This window comes from Streptomyces sp. NPDC048420 (assembly GCF_040651535.1).
Lineage (GTDB): Bacteria > Actinomycetota > Actinomycetes > Streptomycetales > Streptomycetaceae > Streptomyces.
The window spans coordinates 493,572-508,635 of sequence record NZ_JBEZKG010000001.1; the positions used below are offsets into that span (position 1 = coordinate 493,572).

14 protein-coding genes and 1 pseudogene are annotated in these 15,064 nt (G+C 70.9%); 12 read left to right on the forward strand and 3 right to left on the reverse strand.

The window, feature by feature from the left end; translation table 11 throughout:
* Nucleotides 1-42 precede the first annotated feature (42 nt).
* The 8 genes from AB0D34_RS02080 to AB0D34_RS02115 all read left to right on the forward strand — a co-directional run bounded on the left by AB0D34_RS02080 (nt 43) and on the right by AB0D34_RS02115 (nt 10,039).
* Complete coding sequence (locus AB0D34_RS02080; RefSeq protein WP_362655048.1) at nt 43-879, forward strand: undecaprenyl-diphosphate phosphatase; 837 nt, start codon at nt 43-45, stop codon at nt 877-879.
* A 619-nt stretch (nt 880-1,498) separates the two neighbouring features.
* Nucleotides 1,499-2,182, forward strand: coding sequence for a FadR/GntR family transcriptional regulator (locus tag AB0D34_RS02085; RefSeq protein WP_362655399.1), 684 nt, complete (start codon nt 1,499-1,501; stop codon nt 2,180-2,182).
* Entirely contained in the window at nt 2,179-3,621 is a 1,443-nt protein-coding gene (locus AB0D34_RS02090; protein ID WP_362655051.1) for an amino acid permease, read from the forward strand. Before AB0D34_RS02085 ends, AB0D34_RS02090 begins: the two co-directional genes overlap by 4 nt.
* Nucleotides 3,622-3,652: 31 nt before the next feature.
* Nucleotides 3,653-4,669: an asparaginase gene (locus AB0D34_RS02095; RefSeq protein ID WP_362655054.1), complete on the forward strand. Its 1,017-nt coding sequence runs from the start codon at nt 3,653-3,655 to the stop codon at nt 4,667-4,669.
* A gap of 115 nt (nt 4,670-4,784) precedes the next feature.
* The gene (gene aspA, locus AB0D34_RS02100) at nt 4,785-6,197 is read left to right on the forward strand and encodes an aspartate ammonia-lyase (RefSeq protein WP_362655057.1); all 1,413 of its coding nucleotides are present in this window, start codon (nt 4,785-4,787) and stop codon (nt 6,195-6,197) included.
* A 56-nt stretch (nt 6,198-6,253) separates the two neighbouring features.
* The gene (locus AB0D34_RS02105) at nt 6,254-7,183 is read left to right on the forward strand and encodes a glutaminase (RefSeq protein ID WP_362655060.1); all 930 of its coding nucleotides are present in this window, start codon (nt 6,254-6,256) and stop codon (nt 7,181-7,183) included.
* 100 nt (nt 7,184-7,283) lie between these two features.
* Nucleotides 7,284-8,687 carry a polyprenol phosphomannose-dependent alpha 1,6 mannosyltransferase MptB gene (gene mptB / locus AB0D34_RS02110; protein WP_362655063.1) on the forward strand — a complete coding sequence of 468 codons (1,404 nt, stop codon included), beginning with the start codon at nt 7,284-7,286 and terminating at the stop codon, nt 8,685-8,687.
* Complete coding sequence (locus tag AB0D34_RS02115; RefSeq protein ID WP_362655066.1) at nt 8,684-10,039, forward strand: glycosyltransferase 87 family protein; 1,356 nt, start codon at nt 8,684-8,686, stop codon at nt 10,037-10,039. The genes mptB and AB0D34_RS02115 overlap by 4 nt, the downstream gene beginning before the upstream one ends.
* A gap of 83 nt (nt 10,040-10,122) precedes the next feature.
* On the opposite strand, the pseudogene AB0D34_RS02120 reads toward AB0D34_RS02115, so the two are convergent.
* Both AB0D34_RS02120 and AB0D34_RS02125 read right to left on the reverse strand, forming a co-directional pair.
* Nucleotides 10,123-10,959, reverse strand: a pseudogene (locus AB0D34_RS02120) (serine hydrolase); the annotation flags it as partial.
* 90 nt (nt 10,960-11,049) lie between these two features.
* Nucleotides 11,050-11,502, reverse strand: a complete 453-nt coding sequence (locus AB0D34_RS02125) for an IclR family transcriptional regulator (protein WP_362655069.1) — start codon at nt 11,500-11,502, stop codon at nt 11,050-11,052.
* A gap of 250 nt (nt 11,503-11,752) precedes the next feature.
* Between AB0D34_RS02125 and AB0D34_RS02130 the strand changes: the two genes are divergently transcribed.
* The 4 genes from AB0D34_RS02130 to AB0D34_RS02145 all read left to right on the forward strand — a co-directional run bounded on the left by AB0D34_RS02130 (nt 11,753) and on the right by AB0D34_RS02145 (nt 13,848).
* Entirely contained in the window at nt 11,753-12,133 is a 381-nt protein-coding gene (locus AB0D34_RS02130; RefSeq protein ID WP_362655402.1) for an amino acid ABC transporter permease, read from the forward strand.
* Nucleotides 12,130-12,894 (forward strand): amino acid ABC transporter ATP-binding protein, encoded by a 765-nt coding sequence (locus tag AB0D34_RS02135; RefSeq protein WP_362655072.1) that lies wholly within the window; start codon nt 12,130-12,132, stop codon nt 12,892-12,894. Before AB0D34_RS02130 ends, AB0D34_RS02135 begins: the two co-directional genes overlap by 4 nt.
* A complete protein-coding gene (locus AB0D34_RS02140; protein WP_362655075.1) occupies nt 12,891-13,214 on the forward strand; it encodes a PfkB family carbohydrate kinase in 324 nt (107 codons plus the stop codon). Before AB0D34_RS02135 ends, AB0D34_RS02140 begins: the two co-directional genes overlap by 4 nt.
* Nucleotides 13,215-13,404: 190 nt before the next feature.
* Nucleotides 13,405-13,848 (forward strand): PfkB family carbohydrate kinase, encoded by a 444-nt coding sequence (locus AB0D34_RS02145; protein ID WP_362655078.1) that lies wholly within the window; start codon nt 13,405-13,407, stop codon nt 13,846-13,848.
* On the opposite strand, the gene rho is transcribed toward AB0D34_RS02145, so the two are convergent.
* Nucleotides 13,845-14,981: a transcription termination factor Rho gene (rho, locus tag AB0D34_RS02150; protein ID WP_362655081.1), complete on the reverse strand. Its 1,137-nt coding sequence runs from the start codon at nt 14,979-14,981 to the stop codon at nt 13,845-13,847. The genes AB0D34_RS02145 and rho overlap by 4 nt on opposite strands.
* Nucleotides 14,982-15,064: the final 83 nt, after the last annotated feature.

Below are 15,064 nucleotides of genomic sequence, written 5' to 3' on the forward strand. Positions count from 1 at the left end.
TGACCCCGCCGCACCCGCGTCCCCTGAGAAGAACTGGATCCCATGAGCGTTATCAGCGTCGGTCAGGCCGTCGTCCTCGGAGCCGTCGAGGGGGTGACCGAGTTCCTGCCCGTGTCCTCCACCGGCCATCTGAAGATCGTCGAGGGGCTGATGAGCATCCCGGTCGACGACGACGCCGTCGTCGGGTTCTCGGCCGTCATCCAGGTCGGCGCGATCGCCGCCGTGCTCGTGTACTTCTTCAAGGACATCGTGCGGATCGTCTCCGCGTGGGGGAGGGGCCTGGTCAACAAGGAGGAGCGCTACCACCACGACTACAAGTTCGCGTGGTGGGTGATCGCCGCGACCATCCCGATCGTCATCGTCGGTCTCGCCGCCAAGCCGCTCATCGAGGGGCCGCTCGCCTCCCTGTGGGTGGTCGCGGGCTCCCTGATCGTCGGCAGTGGTGTGATGTGGGCGGCGGACCAGATGGGCCGGCACAAGCGCGGTGAGGACGACACCACCTTCAAGGACGCCATGCTGGTCGGCAGTTCGCAGATCCTCGCCCTGCTCTTCCCCGGCTTCTCCCGCTCCGGCGCCACCATGTCCACGGCGCTGATCCTCGACCTGGACCGCGTGGCCGCCACCCGCCTCTCCTTCTTCCTCGGCATCCCCGCCCTCACCGGCGCCGGCCTCTACGAGCTCAAGGACGCCCTCGGCGCGGGCGTGGGCGCGGCCCCGCTCGCCGTGGGCACGGCCGTCTCCTTCGTCGTCGCCTACGCCTCCATCGCCTGGCTGCTGAAGTTCGTGGCCAAGCACTCCTTCAACGCCTTCGTGATCTACCGGATCGTCGTCGGTCTGCTGCTGTTCGGGCTGCTGGCCACGGGCACGCTCAGCAGCTGAGGCCGGGGGCCGGGGTGGGCGGCACCTCCGCGCGCACGCCGAACGTGCTTCCGCGGTGTCGTCGGGGTCGCGCTGGCCGTTGCGGTCGTGAGCCGCGGCAACGCGAGAGCGACGATGGCCGCGGCAAGCTCCGCCATGGCGATCCAGCCGGCCGTCCTGCTCGCCCCGTCGTCCGCCGGTGGCGCGGGCGGCCGCTGTCGTCGACGTTTGCGACCGTGCGGCCGCTGCCCTGGGCGAGACACCGGGCGACTGGTTGCGGACAAGAGTGCGAAGGGGTGCCGGCACTCGGCCACCCCGCTCCTGTCGCCGTGGGCGTCGGCGGAGCCCGCTGGTGATCGCCGGCCCCGGGCGCGGTTGTCGGCCATGCAGCCGGCGTGTCGTTTCGTTCGGGCAAGGATGTGCCGTACGGCGTCGGCGTGATCGGCGAGGGCGTCGTAAGGGACGACCGTGCGTCGGCGGAAGTGTCGAACCCGGTGTCGATGCCCTGTGCGGATCTCTCCAGAGGTTCGTCACTCCCGGCCCCCACCCCTTGACAGCCCTTCCCGCCACCCGGAGTATCACCCCTGTGAACCTGTCAGACAGCCGGACAGCCAGTCAGCCCCCGCGGCGCATCAGCGCCATGGAGGCGGTGCTGGCGCATCTGCGTGGCGCCATCGAGCGCGGGGAGTACGCCATCGGCGACAAGCTCCCCTCCGAGGCGGAGCTCTGCCGCACCCTGGAGATCAGCCGGCCTGTGCTGCGCGAGGCCCTCAGGGCCCTGCAGACCATGGGGCTGACCGTCTCCAAGACCGGCAAGGGCACCTTCGTCGTCGCCAACGCGGTGGAGGACCCCACCTTCGGCGACTACGCGGCCAGCGACCTGCTGGAGGTGCGCCGCCACGTCGAGATCCCGGTCGCCGGGTACGCGGCACAGCGCCGCACCCCGGAGAACCTCGACCACCTGGCCCACCTCCTGGACCGGATGGAACGCGAGACCGACACCACCGCGTGGGTCGCGATGGACACCCTCTTCCACCTCGCCGTGGCCGAGGCCGCCCAGAACCCGGTCTTCCGCCGGGTCATCGAGGAGATCCGGGACGCACTGGCGCGTCAGTCGGCCTTCCTCAACGAACTGGGCGGCCGCCGGGAGCAGTCCAACCGCGAGCACCGCGCGATCGTCGAGGCGCTGATCGACGGTTCCGAGCACGACGCGGTGGAGGCGATGTCCCACCACCTCGACCGCGTCGAGACCACCCTCACCGACATCGTGCGTTCCCCGAACACGGGCACGGACACCCCCACGGAAGGCGAGCCCCAGGCGTGAGCGAGCAGTCCCTGCGCGACGGCGTGCAGAAAGGTTCCGGTCATGTCGACGCCGGAGACGAGGGATACAGCAAGTCCCTCAAGTCACGGCACGTCAACATGATCGCCATCGGCGGCGCGATCGGCACCGGCCTCTTCCTCGGCGCCGGCGGCCGCCTCGCCGACGCAGGACCGTCCCTGTTCATCGCCTACGCGGTCTGCGGACTCTTCGCCTTCCTCGTGGTCCGCGCCCTCGGCGAACTCGTCCTCTACCGGCCTTCTTCCGGCGCCTTCGTGTCGTACGCCCGGGAGTTCCTCGGCGAGAAGGGCGCCTACGTCGCCGGCTGGATGTACTTCCTGAACTGGGCCACCACCGGCATCGCCGACATCACCGCCGTGGCCCTCTACACGCACTACTGGGGCATGTTCGCCGACATCCCGCAATGGGTGCTCGCGCTCATCGCGCTCGCGGTGGTCCTCACCGTGAACCTCATCTCCGTGAAGATGTTCGGTGAGCTGGAGTTCTGGTTCGCCATCATCAAGGTGGGCGCGCTCGTGGCGTTCCTGTTGATCGGCATCTTCCTGCTGGCCACCCAGCACCCCATCGACGGCCACCACCCCGGCCCGTCCCTGATCACCGACAACGGCGGCATCTTCCCGAGCGGCCTGCTGCCCATGCTGCTGATCATCCAGGGCGTCGTCTTCGCCTACGCCTCCGTCGAACTCGTCGGCGTCGCCGCGGGCGAGACCGAGAACCCCGAGAAGATCATGCCCAAGGCGATCAACTCGATCATGTGGCGCGTCGGCCTCTTCTACGTCGGCTCGGTCCTCCTGCTCTCGATGCTGCTGCCCTGGAACAAGTACACCGCCGGCGAGAGCCCCTTCGTGACCGTCCTCTCCAACATCGGCATCCCCGCGGCCGGCGGCGTGATGAACCTCGTCGTCCTCACCGCGGCCATGTCCTCGCTCAACTCCGGCCTGTACTCCACCGGCCGCATCCTGCGCTCCATGGCCATGTCCGGCTCGGCACCGAAGTTCACCGGCGTGATGAGCCGCAGCCAGGTCCCCTACGGCGGCATCCTGCTCACCAGCGGCGTCTGCGTCCTCGGCGTCGGCCTCAACTTCGTGGTCCCCGCCGACGCGTTCGAGATCGTGCTCAACTTCGCCGCGATCGGGATCCTGTCCACCTGGGGCATGATCATGATCTGTCACCTGCTCTTCTGGCAGAAGACCGAGAAGGGCGACCTCACCCGCCCCGGCTACCGACTGCCGGGATCCCCCTGGACCGAACTCGTGACGCTGGCCTTCCTCGCCTCCGTCCTGGTCCTCATGTACGCCGACGGCGGCGCCGGCCGCACCACCGTGCTGTGCCTCCCGCTGATCGTCGGGGCCCTGGTCGCCGGATGGTTCGCCGTCCGGGGCCGGGTCTCAGCCAAGTCCACCACCGGCGCCGACGCGTGATCCGCGAGGCGCTCTCCACGAGAAGGCAGTGATGTACAGCAGTCCTGTTGCGGACGCACCCCTTGTCCGTGAACCCCTGCACGCTCCCGTCGCCCACCTCATCCGCGGTGGACTGATCGAGGGCACCCACTACGGCTCAGTCGTCGTACTCGACGGCGACGGGGGTGTCCGGTTCCAGCTCGGGGACATCGAGGCCGCGTTCTACCCCCGGTCCGCCCTCAAGCCGGTCCAGGCCGTGGCCATGGTCCGGGCCGGGCTGCCGCTCGACGGTGAACTCCTCTCGCTCACCGCCGCCAGCCACTCAGGCGAGGAACGCCACCTCACCGGGGCCCGGAAGATCCTGGAGCTCGCGGGCGTGCCCGAGGACGCCCTGCGCAACGTCCCGGACATGCCCTTCGACCCCGCCGTCCGGGACGCGTGGGTGCGTGCGGGCCGTGCGCCCTCGCGGCTCGCCCAGAACTGCTCCGGGAAGCACGCGGCGATGCTGTACACGTGCGTGCTCAACGACTGGCCGCTGGAGGGGTATCTCGATCCCTCGCATCCGCTCCAGCAGGCGATCGCGGAGATCGTCGAGGACCTGACCGGGCAGCGGATCGCGCGGGTGACGGTGGACGGTTGTGGCGCGCCGCTGTTCTCCGTCTCGCTGCACGGGCTCGCCCGGGCCGCCGCACGGATCACCTCGGCGGTTCCCGGCACGCCCGAGGCGCGCGTGGCCGATGCGATGCGGGAGCATCCCGAGATGGCTTCCGGGGCCGGGCGTGACGTGGCCGCGTTGATGAAGGCCGTGCCCGGGCTGCTCGCCAAGGACGGGTTCGAGGGCGTTCAGGTGGCCGCGCTTCCCGATGGGAGGGCCGTTGCCGTGAAGATCTCCGACGGGGCGAATCGGGCGCGGGTGCCGGTTGTTGCGGCGGCGCTTGGCCGTGTCGGGGTTTCGCCCTCGCTGCTCACGGAGTTCCAGGGTGAGGCGCTGCTCGGAGGAGGCCGTGAGGTCGGTCGAGTGAAGCCCGTTCGTTCGCTGGAGCCGGTTGTCGTGTCCGCCTGCGCCTAGGAGACAGCCACATCTCTCGCATGGCGACCGCGGGTTCGTGGGGGCTGGTCGCGCAGTTCCCCGCGCCCCTGAAAAAACTCAACTGATCCCCTTTGGAAGAAGGACCCGTACCCTCATGACCGCAGTCGTCAGCCGCCGTGAGCATGATCTGCTCGGTGACCGGGATGTTCCCGTCGATGCCTACTGGGGTGTGCACACCCTGCGTGCCACGGAGAACTTCCCCATCACGGGTACGCCGATCTCGGCCTACCCCCATCTCATCGATGCCCTCGCCGCAGTCAAAGAAGCAGCCGCCCTCGCCAACGAGGAGCTCGGGCTGCTGGAGCCGAAGAAGGCCGCCGCCATCGTCGAGGCCTGCCGGGAGATCCGGGAGGGGAAGCTCCACGACCAGTTCGTGGTCGACGTGATCCAGGGCGGTGCCGGTACCTCCACCAACATGAACGCCAACGAGGTCATCGCCAACCGGGCATTGGAACTGCTGGGCCACGAGAAGGGGCAGTACGTCTTCCTGCACCCCAACGAGGACGTCAACCTCGGGCAGTCGACCAATGACGTCTACCCGACCGCCGTCAAGATAGCGACGGTCTTCGCGGTCCGTGGACTGCTCAACGCGATGGCTGTACTGCAGGACTCCTTCGCCCGTAAGGCCGTCGAGTTCCGTGATGTGCTCAAGATGGGCCGTACACAGTTGCAGGACGCGGTGCCCATGACGCTCGGTCAAGAGTTCTCGGCCTATGCCGTCATGATGGACGAGGATCGCAGCCGTCTTGACGAGGCTGTCCAGTTGATCCATGAGATCAACCTGGGGGCCACGGCCATCGGGACCGGGCTCAACGCTCCCGCCGGGTACGCCGAGTCGGCCCGTCGCCACCTCGCAGAGATCACCGGACTCCCTCTGGTCACCGCCGCCAACCTGGTCGAGGCGACCCAGGACTGTGGTGCGTTCGTCCAGATGTCCGGTGTGCTCAAGCGGGTCGCCGTCAAGCTCAGCAAGAGCTGCAACGACCTGCGGCTGCTGTCGTCGGGGCCGCGCGCCGGTCTCGGCGAGATCAACCTGCCGCCCGTACAGGCCGGTTCGTCGATCATGCCCGGCAAGGTCAATCCGGTGATCCCCGAGGTCGTCAACCAGGTCGCCTTCGAGGTGATCGGCAACGACGTCGCCATCACGATGGCCGCGGAGGCCGGACAGCTCCAGCTCAACGCGTTCGAGCCGATCATCCTGCACTCCCTCTCGGAGTCGATCACCCACCTGCGCGCCGCCTGTCTCACCCTCGCCGAGCGTTGTGTGGACGGCATCACCGCCAACACCGAGGCGCTGCGCCGGACGGTCGAGAACTCGATCGGCCTGGTCACCGCCCTCAACCCGCACATCGGCTACACGGCCGCCACGGACATCGCCAAGGAGGCGCTCGTCAGCGGCCGGGGAGTGGCCGAACTCGTCCTGGAGAAGGGCCTGTTGCCCGCCGAGACGCTCGCCGACCTGCTGCGGCCGGAGGTCGTCGCGGGCACCGGCTCGCCTCGCGCCTGACAGCCCCCACCTGCGGTGACACGCACCAGAACCGGCCCGGAGGCACAATAGTGATCATGGCAACGACGTCGTCGCTCACCTTCCAGCCGGTCCTGGAGCGCATCGCCGAGGAGATCGAACGCACCCCGGGCCGGGGCCGCGCCGCCGACTACATCCCGGCGCTCGCCGCCTGCGACCCGCGCAGCTTCGGCATGGCCGTCGCCGAACTCGACGGCACGGTGTACGGCGTGGGGGACTGGCGGGAGCCGTTCTCCACCCAGTCGATCACCAAGGTCTTCACCCTCGCGCTCGACCTGGCCCGCGAGGGCGACGAACTGTGGGAGCACGTGGGCCGCGAGCCCTCCGGCAACCCCTTCAACTCCCTGGTGCAGCTGGAGTACGAGAACGGCATCCCGCGCAACCCGTTCATCAACGCCGGCGCCCTCGTCGTCACCGACCGCCTTCACAGCCGTACCGGAAACGCGGCGGGGGAGTTGCTGTCCTTCCTGCGCGAGGAGAGCGGCAACCCGGCCCTGGACTTCGACGAGGACGTGGCCGCCTCCGAGTCCGCCCACGGTGACCGCAACGCGGCCCTGGCCCACTTCATGGCCGCGTACGGAAACATCGACAACGACATCCCGGTCCTGCTCGACCAGTACTTCCGTCAGTGCTCGATCAGGGCGTCCTGCGCCGACCTGGCCCTCGCCACCACCTTCCTGGCCCGCCACGGCATCCGCGCCGACGACACCCGCCTCCTCACCCGCAGCCAGGCCAAGCAGATCAACGCGATCATGCTGACCTGCGGCACGTACGACGCGGCGGGCGACTTCGCCTACCGGGTGGGGCTGCCGGGCAAGAGCGGAGTGGGCGGCGGTGTGATCGCGGTGGTGCCGGGGCGTTGCACGCTGTGCGTGTGGAGCCCTGGCCTGGACGAGCGCGGCAACTCGGTGGCGGGGGTGGCGGCCCTGGACAGGTTCACGACGCTCACGGGCCTGTCCGTGTTCTGAACCGCCCGCGCACGACCGGCCCGCACCCGACCACGCACCGGTCACACCCCGGTCTCCACCCCGTCGCCTTCCAGCCACCCAAAACTGACACGCTGCTGACGTGTTGGCCAAAGTTCCCGTCGATCTCCGCCGCTGCCAGATCCTCGGTCTGGTCGGCACCGCCTTCCTTGCCGCAGGAGGTGAGACGGCCGGCGCCCTCCCCGTGCGGGAGTTGCTCACCCCGGCCTCGCCCGGCGCGGCGCTCGGACTGGTCGGCGCCTACTTCGGTGTCGTCCTCCTGATAGCCGCCTGGCTCCTCCTCGGCCGCCTGGTGCGCGGCGCCGACAAGAAACCCAGCACGCGCGAGCTCATGGCCGTCCTGATCATCTGGTCGGCCCCACTGCTGCTCGCGCCACCCCTGTTCAGCCGGGACGTCTACAGCTATCTCGCCCAGGGCGCGATGGCGGACGCCCACATGGACGTCTACAGCCAGGGGCCCGCCCTCCTCGGCGGACCCCTCGCCGACGAGGTCGCCCCCATGTGGCAGAACACGGCCGCCCCGTACGGCCCGGTATTCCTGGGCGTGGCCTCCGTACTGGCCAAGGCGTCCCGCGAGGAACTCCCCGCCGGTCTGCTCGGGATGCGGCTCGTCGCCCTGCTCGGCGTCGCCCTGATGGCGGCCGCGCTGCCCCGTCTCGCCCGGCACAGCGGAGCCGACCCGGCCGCCGCGCTCTGGCTCGGCGCCCTCAACCCGCTGGTGCTGCTCCACCTGGTCGCGGGCGCACACAACGACGCGGTCATGCTCGGCCTGCTGGGCCTCGGTCTGGTCGCCGCACTTGGCCGGTGGCCGATCCTCGGCGCCGTACTCGTGACCCTGGCCGCTCTGGTGAAGGCGCCCGCCGCCCTGGGGCTCGCCGCGATCGTCGTACTGCGGATCCGGGCCGGCGACCACCCCGCGAAGGCTGTCCTGAAGGCCACTGCCTCGGCCGCGGTCACCACCGTCGTCGCAACGGCCGTCGCGGGCACCGGCTACGGCTGGATCGGCGCCCTCAACACCCCGGTGTCGTCCGGGAACTGGGCCCTGACCAGCCTCCTCGGCCGCGCCACCGAGGCCCTGCTGGAGCGGCTCGGCAGTGACCTGGCCCCACTGGCCGTCCCCGCCTGGCACGCCTTCGGCGTCGTGACCGCCGTCGTCGTCATCGGCTACATATGGCTGCGCCTGCGCCCGCGGCCCGTGTACGCCCTGGGCCTGAGCCTCGCCACCGTCGCCGCCCTCGGGCCGGCGATCCGCCCCTGGTACGCGCTGTGGGGGCTGTTCCTCATAGCGGCCGCCGCACCCAGCGCCTCGGTACGGCACCGGGTGGCCGCCGTGACGGGCGTGCTCGCCCTCGCCACCCTGCCGAGCGGCGGCCCGGCCGACGCCGGACAACTCGTCCTCGCCGTCTCCGGAGGCGTGCTCGCCCTGGTCGTACTCGTGCAGGCACTTCAGACGGCCCAGGCCCCGGCGACGGGACACACGGCATGAGGACACCGACCACGGACCGCGGCCGCTTGCTGCCGGCCCTCGCCGCCGTTACCGCCGTCACCGTCTTCACCGCGACCGTGCCGCTCCTGCGCGACTGGTTCGATCTGCGCGTCTACCACGGAGCCGTCGACACCTGGATCCACCACGGCGGACGGCTCTACGACTACCGGGTGCCGGGGACGACGTACGGCTTCACGTACCCGCCGTTCGCGGCTGTCGCCATGCTCCCGATGGCCCTGCTCGACCTGCGCACGGCGATCGTGGTGGGCCTGCTGCTCAACCTGGCGGCGCTGGCTGTGGTGATGCGCCTGCTCACCGGCCGGGCCTGGCGGCGCTACGGCTGGTACGGCTGTGCCCTGGGCGCCTGTGCGCTCGCGCTGTTCGAACCGTTGCGCGACACGTTCAGCTTCGGGCAGGTGAACCTCCTGCTGCTGGCCCTGGTCCTGGTCGACGCCTGGCTGCTCGCCACGGGCCGGGAGCGCCGGGCCGGCATCGGCATCGGTCTGGCCGCCGCGGTCAAGCTCACCCCGGCGCTCTTCATCGGCCTGCTGCTGGTCGCCCGGCGCTGGCGCGCGGCGGCGGTCGCCACGGTGGTGGCCCTCGCGGCCACCGGGTTCGCGGCCGTGGTCGCCCCCGACGCCTCGCGTTTCTACTGGACCGACGCCCTGTGGGACACGACCAGGGTGGGCCGCCTGGACTACGTCTCCAACCAGTCGCTCCAGGGCATCCTGGCCCGGCTCGGCGAAACGGACCGCGCGGTGTGGGCGGTGGCCGTGCTGCTGACCCTGGGCGTGTGGGCCGTGCGGGCGCGGCGGGCCGTGGTGGCGGGGGACTGGGCGGCCGCGTTCGCGCTGACCGGGCTCACCGCCTGTCTGGTCAGCCCGATCACGTGGGTGCACCACCTGGTGTGGCTGCTGCCGTCCTTCGCCGTCCTCGTGCGCACAGGGCACGCCCGGGTCGCGGGCGCCCTCTACGCGGTCATGTGCACCAGCGTGGTGTGGCTGTGGTTCGACGACGCGTCCGGCATCGACGGCTTCCTCGGCAGCAACACCTACACCTGGATCACGCTCGGCCTGCTGCTGTGGCTGCCGGTGGGTCAGCCCCGCGCCGCCCGCCCGAACCGGGACCGCAGCGCCAGCGCCATCGATCCCGCACCGAGCCCGGCGGCGCCCAGGATGGCCCAGGTCTCCAGCCAGCCGGGCCCGCCGTCCTCCGGCGACACCGCCGCCGCGACCGGCACGGCCTCGGGACCCGGCCGGGGCTTCGCCCGCAGCGCGTCCAGTGAGCCCACCGGATCCACCCGCCCGGCCGCCCCGAATCCCCAGTCGAGCAGCTCGCGCGCCTCCTCGTAGACCGCGAATCCGCCGCCCTCCTGCGGGTTCATCACCGTGACCACCAGCGTCCGGTCACCCCGGCGAGCGGCGGCGACCAGCGTGTTGCCGGCGTGGCTGGTGTAGCCGTTCTTGATGCCGAGCAGGCCGGGGTACCGCTCCACGTCGTCGGCGCCGGTGAGCAGCCGGTTGGTGTTCTGGATGCCGTACGACCGTCCGCCCCGGCCGGGGAACTTCGCCTCGGCCGTGCCGCAGTACCGCGCGAAGTCCGGGTTGCGCAGTCCGGCCCGCCCGAAGACCGCGAGGTCGTAGGCCGAGGAGACCTGGCCCGGGGTGTCGTAGCCGTCGGGGGAGCGGACGTGGGTGTCACGGGCGCCCAGGGCCCGCGCCTTGGCCTGCATCCGGGCGGCGGTCGCGCGCCAGCCGCCGCCCAGCCGGGCCAGGACGTGCACGGCGTCGTTGCCCGAGTTGAGGAAGACCCCGCGCCACAGGTCGGCCACCCGGTACGTCCGTCCCTCGGCCACCCCGACCAGGCTGCTGCCGGGCCCGATGCCGGCCAGCTCGTCCTCGCCGACCCGGTGTCTGAGGCCGCCGGGCAGCACCGGCAGCACGGTCAGGGCGAAGAGGGTCTTGAGGGTGCTGGCCGGCGGCAGCCTGCGGTGCGCGTTGTGCGCGGCCAGCACCTCCCCGCTGTGGGCGTCGGCCACCACCCACGACAGCGCGGACACGTCCGGGACCCGGGGCACGCCCCGGTGCGGCCGGACCTGGGTGCCGGAGCGGTAGAGCAGGGCGGGCGACGCGGCCACGGCCCGTGGTCCGCCGGGTGCGTCGGGGTCCGAGCCCGGGTGGGCGGCCGCCGTCGCGGAAGCGAACACCAGCAGGCCCGAGGTGCACAGAGCGCAGGCAGAGACGGCCATCCGGGAGGGAAATCCGATTGTCATACCGCAAAGCTAGGAATGGATCCGCCCCGCGTGGCGCTGCCCGGGCCGGACGGCGGGCGCGAGCACCCGGATGGCACAGGGCGGGCACCGCTACGGCGTGCTGCCGCCCAGGTCCTCGGTGATGGAGCGGGTGGCCGAGATGAGCAGGGTGCCCAGCTCGGGGAGGCGTTCGCGGGTGACCCGGGTCGCCGGGCCGGAGATGCTGACGGCGGTGGTGACGGCTCCCGTGTGGTCGTGGACGGGGGCGGCGACGCACCGGATGTCCTGTTCGTTCTCCACGTCGTCGACGGCGTACCCGCGCTCGCGGATGAGGTCGAGCTCGGCGAGGAGCCGCTCGGGGGAGGTGATGGTGGTCGGGGTGCGGGCCGGCATGCCCGCCGCGATCACCGTGCCCAGTACGTCGTCCTTGGCGTGCGCGAGGAACACCTTGCCGGTCGCCGTGCAGTAGGCGGGCAGCCGGCCGCCGATGCGGGAGTGCATGCGGACCGCGCGGGGACTCTCGACCTTGTCGATGTAGACGATCTCCGGCGGGTCGAAGCTCACCAGGTGGACGGTCTCGCCGCTTTCCTCGGCGAGCCGGTGCAGTACGGGGGGCGGTGATCTGCCGGGTGTCGCGCCGCTCCAGATAGGCCTGACCGAGCAGGGCGTTCTGCGGCCCCAGACGGTAGCGGCCGGACTCGGGGTCCTGGTCGACCAGGCGTACGTCCTTGAGCGGTGCGACCAGCCTCAGCACGGTGCTCACTTCGGCGCGGCCTATCTGAGCGGGTTCGCCATCAGCGTCTTCGGTGCGGCCCTGCTCGCCCTCACCCCCTATCAGGGCGCCTACATCGCGGAGGTCTTCCGGGCCGGCATCGAGGCCGTCCCGCGCGGTCAGTGGGAGGCATCCCGGGTGCTCGGCCTGAGCCGGGTGCAGACCTTCGGCGGGGTGATCCTGCCCCAGACCCGGGCGATCGTGCTGCCTCCGTTGGTCGGCCAGTACCTCTCCCTCATCAAGGACACCTCGATCGCCGTGGTCATCGGCTACGTCGAACTCGTCCGCCAGGGCCAGGCCGTCATCGACCGCGTGGGCGACCCGACCTCGTCGTATCTCGCCGTCGCCGTCCTCTACTTCGTCATCTGCTATCCGCTGTCGGTCCTGGTACGGCGGATGGAGAGAAAGGCTGTCACCGCATGACGACCACGACCACGGACCGAGGGGTGGCGAGCGCCCGCGTCTCCCTGTCCGGAGTGCACAAGAGCTTCGGGGTCCTGGAGGTCCTCAAGGGCGTCGACATCGGCGTCGAACCCGGTGAGGTCGTCGTCCTCATCGGGGCCAGCGGCTCCGGCAAGTCGACCCTGCTGCGGATCATGTGCGACCTGGAGCGCGCCGACAGCGGCGAGGTGTGGGTGAAGGACGTACCGCTGCATGACCGCAAGCGCGCGTCGGAGATCTTCGGCCATGTCGGCATGGTCTTCCAGCAGTTCAACCTGTTCCCGCACAAGACCGCGCTGGGCAACGTCACTCTGGCGCTGTCCAAGGTGCGCAGGCTGGGCAGGGCGGAGGCCGAGGAGCGCGGGCGGGCCGCGCTGGCCCGGGTCGGTCTCGCCGACAAGGCGGACTCCTACCCCGCCCAGCTCTCCGGCGGGCAGCAGCAGCGGGTCGCCATCGCCCGGGCGCTCGCCATGGACCCGGCGATCATGTTCTTCGACGAGCCGACCTCCGCCCTCGACCCCGAACTCGTCGGTGAGGTCACCGGTGTCATGCGCTCGCTCGCCGAGGAGGGCATGACGATGGTCGTCGTCACCCACGAGATGCGGTTCGCGCGGGACACCGCCGACCGGGTCGTCTTCATGGACGGCGGGGTCGTCCTCGAACAGGGCCCGCCTGAGCAGGTGTTCGGCTCTCCCGCCGAGGCACGGACCCAGCAGTTCCTGCACCGGGTGCTCGACACGTGAGGTCTCGCGACGCCATGGAGGTCGTCTGCCTCGGCGAGACGATGGCCGTCCTGGTCCCGCACGACCAGGAGCCACTGGAACGGCAGCACGTCCTGCGCCTGGAGGTGGGCGGCGCCGAGTCCAACATGGCCTGCGGGCTCGCCGCTCTGGGGCACCGCGTGGCCTGGGTGAGCCGGGTCGGCGACGATCCGCTCGGCCGGCGCGTCCTGGCGGACCTCCGAGGCCGTGGGGTCGACGTCCGCGGTGTCGAGACCGACCCGGACCGTCCGACCGGCGTGTACTTCAAGGACACCGGTCCGACGGGCACCGGCACGTACTAGGACCGCAGGGGCTCGGCAGCCACCCGCATGGGACCGGCCCTCGCGAACGCGTGCCATGCCCCGCTGCTGCACCTCAGCGGCATCACATGGCCCTCTCCGACAGCTGCGCGGAGCTGGTCACGGAGATCGTCGTCTGCAGGGCGGTCCCGGGTGCGACCGTCTCCTTCGACGTCAACCACCGTCCCGCCCTGTGGAGACCGACCCGGCGACCGCGTTGCTGGAACCGGCCCGCCGCGCCGACATCGTCTTCGTCGGACGCGACGAGGCGGAGACGCTCTGGGGTACCGCCAAGCCGGAAGAGATCCGAGAGCTGCTCGCACCGGCCGCCGTCATCGTCGTCAAGGACGCGGAACACGGCGCCACGGCGTACACCGCCGACGGCGGGGAGGTGTTCGTGGCCGCACCGGACTCACGGATCGTCGAAGGTGTCGGCGCGGGGGACGCCTTCGCGGCCGGATATCTCGCGGCCCATCTCGAAGGCAGAGAGGTGGCGGTCGCCCTGCGCCTGGGCGATCTGATGGCCGCCGCGGCCCTGGCCACCGGCGGCGACGTGCCCACGGCGCCCGACCGGGCCGAACTCGACCGGCTGCTCACCCTCGACGACGAGGAATGGCAGGCGCTTCGACTGGGCTAGCCGGCGGGCAGCGTCGGCTGGATCCGCCGCAGGAACGTCGCGTTGTCCGGGGTCTCCCGCATCCGCTGGAGAAGCGTCTCCAGGTTGCCCTGGCCGTCTCCGCTCTGGAGAACCCGCCGCAGTCCCCGTACGGCGGTCAACTCCGCCTGAGACAGCAGGAGTTCCTCCCGGCGGGTGCCGGAGGGGTTGATGGCGACGGCCGGGAAGACGCGCCGGGAGGCGAGTTCGCGGTCGAGGCGCAGCTCCATATTGCCGGTGCTCTTCAGCTCCTCGAAGTAGAAGTCGTCCGCGCGGGAGCCGGTCTCCACGAGGGCGGTGGCGAGGATGGTCAGCGAGCCGCCCTCCTCGGTGAGCCGGGCGGCGCCGAAGAACCTCTTCGGCCCGATCAGCGCGGTCGCGTCGACACCGCCGCTGAGGGTACGGCCGTTGCCGGGAGCCGCGTTGTTGTGGGCCCGGCACAGCCGGGTCAGGGAGTCGAGCAGGATCACGACGTCCTCGCCGGCCTCGACGAGCCGCTTGGCCCGCTCGATCACCAGCTCGGCGAGCGCGATGTGCTGCTTGGGCGTGCGGTCGAACGTGGAGGCGTACACCTCGCCGCGCACGGAACGCCGCATGTCGGTGACCTCCTCGGGGCGTTCGTCGAGCAGTACCACCATCAGGCGGCACTCGGGGTGGTTGCCTGCGACGGCTGCCGCGATCTGCTGGAGCAGCACGGTCTTGCCGGTCTTGGGCGGGGCCACGATCAGCCCGCGCTGGCCCTTGCCCACAGGTGCGATCAGGTCGGCGACCCGGCCGGTCAGCCCGGCCGCCGGGTGTTCGAGACGGATCCGCTCACGCGGGTGCAGCGGGGTGAGGTCACCGAAGTGACGGCGGTTCTTGTCGGGCGTACGGCCGTTGACGCGGGCGACCTCGGTGAGGGCGCGCTGGGTGCCGCGCACCCCGTCGACGACATCGCCCTTGCGCAGGCCGAACCTGCGGATCAACGCGGGGGAGACCTGGAGGTCGGAGGGCGTGGACAGCAGGTCGGCGGCGCGCAGGTGCCCCTTCCCGCTCGCGTCGACGTCGAGGACGCCGGTGACGGCGCGGACCGGGGGCTGCTGCTGGACTGGAGGGTGTTCGAGAGTGGTGGTCATGGTGGTCGGTCCTTTCGAGGACGGTCGGCATGAGGCATGCGGAAGGAAGGGGAGAAGCCGCGAGAAGGAAGGCGTACGACGCC

Coding starts and splice junctions, on each gene's coding strand:
- AB0D34_RS02080 (WP_362655048.1), top strand. CDS start 43: ATGAGCGTTATCAGCGTCGGTCAGGCCGTCGTCCTCGGAGCCGTCGAG.
- AB0D34_RS02085 (WP_362655399.1), top strand. CDS start 1,499: ATGGAGGCGGTGCTGGCGCATCTGCGTGGCGCCATCGAGCGCGGGGAG.
- AB0D34_RS02095 (WP_362655054.1), top strand. CDS start 3,653: ATGTACAGCAGTCCTGTTGCGGACGCACCCCTTGTCCGTGAACCCCTG.
- aspA (WP_362655057.1), top strand. CDS start 4,785: ATGACCGCAGTCGTCAGCCGCCGTGAGCATGATCTGCTCGGTGACCGG.
- AB0D34_RS02105 (WP_362655060.1), top strand. CDS start 6,254: ATGGCAACGACGTCGTCGCTCACCTTCCAGCCGGTCCTGGAGCGCATC.
- AB0D34_RS02115 (WP_362655066.1), top strand. CDS start 8,684: ATGAGGACACCGACCACGGACCGCGGCCGCTTGCTGCCGGCCCTCGCC.
- AB0D34_RS02135 (WP_362655072.1), top strand. CDS start 12,130: ATGACGACCACGACCACGGACCGAGGGGTGGCGAGCGCCCGCGTCTCC.
- rho (WP_362655081.1), bottom strand. CDS start 14,981: ATGACCACCACTCTCGAACACCCTCCAGTCCAGCAGCAGCCCCCGGTC.